8 protein-coding genes are annotated in these 8,118 nt (G+C 66.2%); 5 read left to right on the top strand and 3 right to left on the bottom strand.

What is annotated here, in order from left to right; translation table 11 throughout:
• From GA0116996_RS11915 to GA0116996_RS11905, 3 genes are all read left to right on the top strand, one after another.
• Positions 1-287: ABC transporter permease subunit (locus tag GA0116996_RS11915; protein ID WP_425248310.1), on the top strand; the 287-nt coding region annotated here is incomplete at its 5' end.
• Positions 287-1,339 carry a branched-chain amino acid ABC transporter permease gene (locus tag GA0116996_RS11910; protein WP_244981259.1) on the top strand — a complete coding sequence of 351 codons (1,053 nt, stop codon included), beginning with the start codon at positions 287-289 and terminating at the stop codon, positions 1,337-1,339. The genes GA0116996_RS11915 and GA0116996_RS11910, both read left to right, overlap by 1 nt.
• A gap of 238 nt (positions 1,340-1,577) precedes the next feature.
• The gene (locus tag GA0116996_RS11905; protein WP_244159826.1) at positions 1,578-3,002 is read left to right on the top strand and encodes an extracellular catalytic domain type 1 short-chain-length polyhydroxyalkanoate depolymerase; all 1,425 of its coding nucleotides are present in this window, start codon (positions 1,578-1,580) and stop codon (positions 3,000-3,002) included.
• A 231-nt stretch (positions 3,003-3,233) separates the two neighbouring features.
• Here GA0116996_RS11905 and GA0116996_RS11900 read toward each other — a convergent pair whose 3' ends face one another.
• Complete coding sequence (locus GA0116996_RS11900; RefSeq protein ID WP_092311153.1) at positions 3,234-4,178, bottom strand: DUF808 domain-containing protein; 945 nt, start codon at positions 4,176-4,178, stop codon at positions 3,234-3,236.
• 296 nt (positions 4,179-4,474) lie between these two features.
• On the opposite strand from GA0116996_RS11900, the gene GA0116996_RS11895 reads away from it, so the two are divergent.
• Together GA0116996_RS11895 and GA0116996_RS11890 are read left to right on the top strand one after the other, a co-directional pair.
• Positions 4,475-5,065, top strand: a complete 591-nt coding sequence (locus GA0116996_RS11895) for a TetR/AcrR family transcriptional regulator (protein ID WP_092311150.1) — start codon at positions 4,475-4,477, stop codon at positions 5,063-5,065.
• A gap of 31 nt (positions 5,066-5,096) precedes the next feature.
• Positions 5,097-5,384 carry a YciI family protein gene (locus GA0116996_RS11890; protein ID WP_092311147.1) on the top strand — a complete coding sequence of 96 codons (288 nt, stop codon included), beginning with the start codon at positions 5,097-5,099 and terminating at the stop codon, positions 5,382-5,384.
• A gap of 193 nt (positions 5,385-5,577) precedes the next feature.
• Here the strand turns inward: GA0116996_RS11890 and GA0116996_RS11885 are convergent, their stop codons facing one another.
• Positions 5,578-6,546, bottom strand: a complete 969-nt coding sequence (locus GA0116996_RS11885) for a Bug family tripartite tricarboxylate transporter substrate binding protein (protein ID WP_092311144.1) — start codon at positions 6,544-6,546, stop codon at positions 5,578-5,580.
• 61 nt (positions 6,547-6,607) lie between these two features.
• The gene (gene argH, locus GA0116996_RS11880) at positions 6,608-8,113 is read right to left on the bottom strand and encodes an argininosuccinate lyase (RefSeq protein WP_092311141.1); all 1,506 of its coding nucleotides are present in this window, start codon (positions 8,111-8,113) and stop codon (positions 6,608-6,610) included.
• Positions 8,114-8,118 lie beyond the last annotated feature (5 nt).

Below are 8,118 nucleotides of genomic sequence, written 5' to 3'. Positions count from 1 at the left end.
CCTACGGCTTCGGCGTGGCGCTGGCCGCGTTTGCCGGCGTGCTGGCCGCGCCGGTGATCCAGATCTCGCCGCTGATGGGGCAGAACCTGATCATCGTCGTGTTCGCGGTGGTGGTGATCGGCGGCATGGGTTCGATCATGGGCTCGATCCTGACCGGCCTCGGGCTGGGCGTGATCGAAGGCCTGACCAAGGTGTTCTATCCGGAAGCATCGTCGACCGTGGTGTTCTTCATCATGGTGATCGTGCTGCTGCTGCGCCCGGCCGGGCTGTTCGGAAAGGAGAAGTGATGACTGTATCCACATCGTCGACGCCGACGACGCAGAGTGCGCCTGCCTGCCCCGCAGGACTGGCACACCACCGCACCGGCGTGCCGCGCAAGCTGCTGTACGGATTGCTGCTGCTGGCATTGCTGGCGGCGCCGCTGGCCGGGGCGTACCCGGTGTTCGTGCTCAAGGTGCTGTGCTTCGCGCTGTTCGCGTGCGCCTTCAACCTGCTGATCGGCTACACCGGGCTGCTGTCGTTCGGCCATGCGGCCTTCTTCGGCGGTGCCGGCTACGCCGCCGGCCACGCCATGAAGGTGTGGGGCGTGACGCCCGAGATCGGCCTGATCCTGGGCACCGGCACAGGCGCGCTGATCGGCTACGTGGTCGGATCGCTGGCGATCCGGCGCCAGGGCATCTACTTCTCGATGATCACGCTGGCGCTGGCGCAGATGCTGTTCTTCATCTGCCTGCAGGCGCCGTTCACCGGCGGCGAGGACGGGCTGCAGGGCATTCCGCGCGGCAAGCTGTTCGGCGTGCTGCCGTTGTCGGATGACCTGACGCTGTACTACGTGGCGCTGGTGATCATCGTCGCGGCGTTCGCGCTGATCGTGCGCACGGTGCATTCGCCGTTCGGCCAGATCCTGAAGGCGATCAAGGAGAACGAGCCGCGCGCGGTGTCGCTGGGCTATGACGTCGACCGCTTCAAGCTGACCGCGTTCGTGCTGTCGGCGGCGCTGTCGGGGCTGGCCGGCTCGATCAAGGCGCTGGTGCTGGGCTTCGAGACCCTGACCGATGTGCACTGGTCGATGTCGGGCTCAGTGATCCTGATGACGCTGGTCGGCGGTCTCGGTACTTTGTCGGGCCCGATCGTCGGCGCGATCGTGATCGTCGCGCTCGAGAACAAACTGGGCGACATCGGCGCCTTCCTCGCCTCGGCGACGGGGGTGGGCTGGTTCGATACGCTCGGCGAGTCCGTCACCATGGTGATCGGAGCGATCTTCGTCGTCTGCGTGCTGAGCTTCCGCCGTGGCGTGATGGGCGAGCTGTCCGCGCGCTTCGAACGCAAGCGGGAATAATCGCCGCAGCGGCATTTCAAAGCCGGTCCCGCCCGAAGGTGTTGCCCGCAGCGGGGCGGGATTCCCCGGGCACCCGGGTTCCATCGCTGTCATCGTGTTTCGTGCCATATCGCAGGGTGCGCCGCACTCATGGACAGACGCGCCTTGTTTCCAATGAACTACAAGACGAGGAGACGTTCCCATGCAGTGTCCTGCTATGCAATCTGCGCAAGGCCGCCGTCGCGCGACCCTGCTGGTCATGTGTACCACGCTGCTGGCGACGTTCTCGCTGCATGCGGCCACCGCGGGCCCCGGAACCTGGAGCAGCCAGCAGACGTGGGCGGCCGATACCGTCAACGGCGGCAACCTGACCGGCTACTTCTACTGGCCGGCGAGCCAGCCGACCACGCCCAACGGCAAGCGAGCACTCGTGCTGGTGCTGCACGGCTGCCAGCAGACCGCCTCCGGCGACGTGATCAACGGCGCCAGTGGCGGCGGATTCAACTGGAAATCGATTGCCGATCAGTACGGCGCGGTCCTTGTTGCGCCCAATGCCACCGGCAACGTGTACAGCAATCATTGCTGGGACTACGCCAATGCGTCGCCAAGCCGTACTGCCGGCCACGTGGGAGTCCTGCTGGACGTGGTCAACCGCTTTGTCTCCAATACGCAGTATGCGATCGATCCCAACCAGGTGTACGTGGCAGGCCTGTCCTCGGGCGGCGGCATGACCATGGCGCTGGGGTGCATCGCTCCCGACGTCTTTGCCGGCGTGGGGATCAACGCCGGTCCGCCTCCGGGCACCACAACCGCGCAGATCGGATACGTCCCCGCAGGCTTTACCGCGACCACGGCGGCGAACAAGTGCAAGCAGTGGGCTGGCTCCAACGCTGGCAAGTTCACCAGCCAGATTGCAGGCACCGTATGGGGGACGTCTGACTACACCGTCGCGCAGGCCTATGGGCCGATGGCGGCCGCGGCGTTTCGCTCGATCTACGGCGGCAGCTTTACGCAGGGAGCCCAAGCGTTGATTCCCGGCGGCGGCACCAACACGCCCTACACCGACAGCAATGGCAAGGTGCGCACGCATGAGATCGCTGTCTCCGGCATGGCGCATGCATGGCCGGCCGGAACCGGCGGCAACAACACCCACTATGTGGATGCCACGCATATCCACTATCCGGCCTTCGTCATGGACTTCTGGGTGAAGAACAACCTGCGTGCCGGAAGCGGGGCCGGACAGCCCGGCACCGCGCCCACCGGACTGTCGGTGTCAGGGACGACTGTCACTTCCATCACGCTGGCATGGAACGCCGTGGCAAACGCCACCGGCTACAACGTCTACCGAAACGGCACCAGGGCGGGTGGCAGCGCATCGACCGGCTTTACCGACTCGGGCCTGATCGCCGGTACGACATACAGCTACACCGTGACGGCGATCGACCCGGCGGCCGGGGAGAGCCAGCAATCCGCTGCCATGTCGGCAACGACAAAGACCAGCTATTCCTGTACCGCTACCACGGCAACCAACTATGCGCACGTGCAAGCCAGTCGTGCCCATGACGTGGGGGGCGTTGCCTACGCAAATGGCTCGAACCAGAGTATGGGGCTGAACAACCTGTTCTACACCACCACGCTGGCAGAGACCGCGACGGGATACTACGTAGTGGGCAATTGCCCGTAAGGCGCGATCCGACTGGACGTTCGGTGCCGGCAGAGCGCTTGCGAGGGCGCTGCCGGGCACCTTGCGAGGCTGCTGAAGCCACGCGCTCCATCACCACGGCGTTTCGCTCCAAGCCAGTATTGGCGCAGGCATGGGTCGAGCTCTGCAGCGATAGTGTCGGGCAACATCCCGGTGCTCTCCGTTGCCATGGCCATATCGCGGGCGGGCCAGGCCTCCTGTGCCTTGCCGCGCCTAGCGTGCCGAAGGCCGCAACGCCCGCATCCCGGCCTTCACCACGCCTACCGCCGCCAGCACCAGCCCGCCGGCGACGATGCCGGCAATGCCGTCCAGCAACACCGGCGCCAGCACAGCGAGCACACCGCCGATTGCCGGCACGCCTGCCGCCGCCAGCGCCGCGGCTTCGGTCACGTGGTGCATCGCCGGGATGCCGTGCATCAGGATGCCGCCGCCCACCAGGAACATCGCCGCCGTCCCGGCAAACGACAAGGTCTTCATCAGCAGCGGTGCCAGCCGGAGCAGGCCCTGCCCCAGCCAGCGGAGTCCCGCCGATGCTTGCTTGCTCAGGTAGAGGCCAGCGTCATCGAGCTTGACGATGCCGGCCACCAGGCCATAGACGCCGACCGTCATGATGACCGCGATCGCGCACAGGACAGCGAGCCGCTGGCCAAAGGGAGCGTTGGCGACGGTGCCCAGCGAGATCACAATGATTTCCGCCGAAAGTATGAAGTCGGTGCGGACCGCGCCCTTGATCTTCTCTTTCTCGAAGGCAACCATGTCGACGGCCGGGTCCGCCACCGCCTGGACTTCGCGCGCGTGGTGTGCGGCATCCTCGGCCTTGCTGTGCAGGAACCGGTGTGCCAGTTTTTCAAACCCTTCGTAGCAAAGAAACGCACCGCCGATCATCAGCAACGGCACCACGGCCCAGGGAGCCCAGGCGCTGATCGCCAGCGCCGCCGGCACCAGGATCACCTTGTTGCGGATCGACCCCATGGCGACGGCCCATACCACGGGCAGCTCGCGCTCGGCCTTCACGCCGCTGACCTGTTGCGCGTTCAACGCCAGGTCATCGCCCAGCACGCCAGCGGTCTTCTTGGCCGCCATTTTGCTCATGACGGCGACATCGTCCAGGATGGTGGCGATATCGTCGATCAATACCAGCAAGCTTGAACCCGCCATGTCAGGGCCTCCGCGCGCGGCAAAGCTGCCGCTGATGCAGCCAGATTGTCATTCGGTCATGCTCCTTGATGTGGTTGGTCCGCGCAAGCAGGTTTCGTACCGGCCGCTGGGCGGGTTTCAGGTGCAGCCGGCGAGATTGTAAAACATGGCGGTCCCGGCCGACTGAGACGGCGGCAGCCTGGTCGCCTCTGTATTGACCGTCGAGGACGATTGTCCTAGTATCATTCGGGATTAGGATGAATGTCCTAATCAGGGGGGTATTAACCGTCCGCAGTAAGCCCGACCGGAATGTAGCAATGACTGATGTAACCACACGCGACCGAATCGTTGCGGAGGCCGACAAGCTGTTCTACGAGCGGGGCTTTGAGCACACCTCGTTTGCCGACATTGCCGATGCCGTTGGCATCTCGCGCGGCAACTTTTACCATCACTTCAAGAGCAAGGACGCGATCCTGGATGCGGTCATCGACGCGCGCGCGGCCCGCACCCGGCAGATGCTTGAAAGGTGGGACGCCGCAAGCAGCAGCCCGCTCGGGCGTATCCGCAGCTTCATCCGCATCGTGGTTACGAATCAGGCCAGCATCATGCGCCACGGTTGTCCGGTCGGCACGCTCTGCACCGAGCTGGCCAAGGTCGGACACCCCGCGCAGCCGCAAGCCAGCCAGCTCTTTACCTTGTTCCGAACCTGGCTTCGCCGGCAGTTCACGCTGCTGGGGCGCAAGGCCGACGCCGACGCGCTGGCCATGCACGTGCTGGCTTTCAGCCAGGGCGTCGCGGTGTTGGCCCACGCCTTCCACGACAAACGATTCGTCCAGCAAGAAGTCGAGCGCATGTGTGCCTGGCTCGATGGCATCGCGGCCGATGCGGCGCGGGTGTCGGGCGATTGACCTTTACCCATCATTTCACGGGAGGTATCTGATGTTTATTGTGTTTCTCAGGTTTTCCGCCGAACGGGGTCAGGCCGGCCGGCTGATGCAGGCACACAAGGACTGGCTGCAACGTGGCTTCGACGACGGTGTGTTCCTGCTGGCTGGCACTATCCAGCCGCAAGCGGGTGGCGCGATTCTGGCGCATGGCGTCTCGCAAGGCGAACTCGAGGAACGGGTGAGCCGCGACCCCTTCGTGATCGAGGATGTGGTGCGGGCCGAGATCGTCGAGGTGTCGCCATCGAAGACCGATGGCCGACTGGATTTCCTGATCGACTGAGCCGGTCTCCGTCAGCGCATGGAGACGCGCCCCCGTGGGCACGACGATCGCGGCGAACCCCATGGCCGGCGGCACTGCCGCTGGTGCGCGCCAGCGCCGAAGTTCTTCGACTACCGCGATACGGCATGGGGCTACCCGGGGAGAAGACCAGGAGGGGTCCCAGCGCTGCCACGGTACCGCCACCGACACCGCCTCAGTCAATACTCGCCCCCGACGCCCGCACCAGCTTCGCCCACTTGTCCGTATCGCGGCGGATCAGCACCGAGAACTGCTCCGGGGTCGATGTCAGCGGCGCGGCCCCGGCCTGCACCAGTTTGTCCCGCATCGCCTTGTCCTGCGCGATACGCGTGATTTCCTGCGACAAGCGGCTGGAGACCTCAGGCGGCAATCCGCGGGGACCTACCACGCCGAACCAGACATCGGCCTCATAGCCCGCAATGCCGGCCTCGGCCATGGTCGGTACGTCGGGCAGTGCCGGCGAGCGCGTGGCGCTGGTCACGGCCAGTGCGCGCAGCCGGCCGGCCTTCACATGCGGCAGCGAGCCCGGCAGGTTGTCGAACATCAGTTGTACCTGGTTGGCAAGCAGGTCGGCCATCGCCGGGCCGCTGCCCTTGTAAGGCACGTGCACGATCTCGACGCTCGCCATCGACTTGAACAGCTCGCCCGACAGATGGTTGGTGGTGCCGTTACCGGCCGAGCCCATATTGAGCTTGCCGGGATTGGCCCGGGCATAGCCGACAAGCTCGCGCACGTTCTTCGCCGGGACGTTCGGATTGACCACCAGGATGTTGGGCACGCCGGCGAATAATGCCACCGGCGAGAAATCCTTCTGCGGATCGAAGGGCAGCTTTTTGTAGAGGGTCGCGTTGATCGATTGTGTGCCCACCGTGCCGAACATCAGCGTGTAGCCATCGGCCGGCGACTTGGCCACGAGGTCGGAGCCGATGGTGCCGCCGGCGCCCGGCCGGTTGTCCACCACCACCTGCTGGCCGAGGGTTTCGGACAAGCGGGTGGCCAGGACGCGGCCGAGCAGGTCGGTGGTGCCGCCTGGCGGGAAGGGAACCACCATGCGGATGGGTTTGTCGGGGTAGGGGCCGGCCATGGCGAGGCTCGTCGCCAGCGTCAGACATGTGGCAGCCAGGGCATGTGCGATGGTTTTCATGGGGGCAGGGTCTCCGTGGGACAAGGATAAGGGCAATGCCGGCTGCAATGTGCGGCGCGGCTCAGCTTTGTGATGCGAGGTGGTTGACCGAGCGCTTCAGCGCCGCGCGCGCGGCGTCAAGGCGGGCCCGGGTGGCGTCAAGGCGGGCCCGCGCGTGGTGGGTGGCGCCGCTCTGGACGGCGACGTTGTCGCGGACCAGTACCGGCGCCGGCCCGCCGGCGGCCATGCGCGCGGCGACGCCTTGTTCGGGATCCAGGCAGCGGGCGACCGCCGCGGCATCCAGTCCGGCCGCGCGGCCGGTGACGCGCATCGCGGCGGCATCGATCATGTCGGCGCTGATCTCGTCGGCGGGCAAATGCTGATCCAGCGCGTCGCGCACCACGGCACCAACGATGTGATGCGCCTGGCGAAACGACATGCCGGCCTCGCGCACCAGCGTATCGGCGAGGTCGGTCGCGGTGGAGAAATCGCGGCGCGCGCGCGCCAGCATGCCGGCGCGCTGTGGCGTGGCGTTGGCGATCACCAGCCGCAGCAGCGCCAGGCAGCGCAGGCATTCCTCGCCGGCCTCCCAGAAGCCGCGCATGCTCTCGCGGTTGCCGTCGCCCGAGTGCGTGAAATGGCTGGTCTTGAGCGCCGCCAGCGCACCGGTCAGCAGGCCGATCATGTGGCCGCCCTTGCCCTTCAGGTATTCCAGCACGACCGGGTTTTTCTTCTGCGGCATGATGCTGGAGGTGCCCGCGATGCTGTCCGGGAAGTCGATCAGGCCGAACTCGGGCGTGGCCCAGACGTACAGGTCCTGCGCCACGCGGCCCCAGCTCACCGCAGCCACGGTGATCGCCGCCAGCATTTCCCAGGCAAAGTCGCGCGAGGCCACGGCGTCGAGCGAATTCGGCGCATGGGTGGAGAAGCCCAGCCACTGCGCCGTCGCGGCGCGGTCGATCGCAAACGCGGTGCCGGCCAGCGCGCCGGCGCCGAGCGGGCAGGCATCCAGACGCGCCAGCGCCTGCTCCATGCGCGCGATATCGCGGCCGAGCGACTCGGCGAAGCCGGCGAGGTAGTAGCCATAAGTGATCGGCTGAGCGGCCTGCAAGTGCGTATAGCCGGGCATCACCACCGCGGCATGTGCGTCGGCCTGCTCCAGTGCCACCGTGCGCACCACCAGCATCGCTTCCAGGATATCCAGCGCCAGGTCGCGTGCACGCAGCCGGTCATGGGTGGCCAGGATGTCGTTGCGGCTGCGCGCGACATGCAACCTGCCGCCAGCGTCGGCACCGGCCATCTGCATCAGGTGCGCTTCGTAGTTGAAGTAGGCGTCCTCGCGCGCAGGATCCAGCTGCACCGCGCCAGGACCCTCGGCTTCGATGCGCAGCAGCGACTGCGCCAGCACCGCGGCCACGTCCGCCGGGATCAGCCCGGTGCCATGAAGCATCAGCAGGTGGGCCTGGTTGATATCGGTCAGGTAGCGAAAGCCGCTGCCGAATTCGCGCATCAGGCGCGGCAGGTAGATGTGCTCGCATACCTCGGCGGCGGTGGGCTGGGTCAGGCGTCGGCTGACTTTGGATTCCATGCTGT

Source organism: Cupriavidus alkaliphilus (assembly GCF_900094595.1).
Lineage (GTDB): Bacteria > Pseudomonadota > Gammaproteobacteria > Burkholderiales > Burkholderiaceae > Cupriavidus > Cupriavidus alkaliphilus.
The sequence above is the reverse complement of the archived record's forward strand: the minus strand, read 5'-3'. Positions and strand labels throughout refer to the sequence as shown.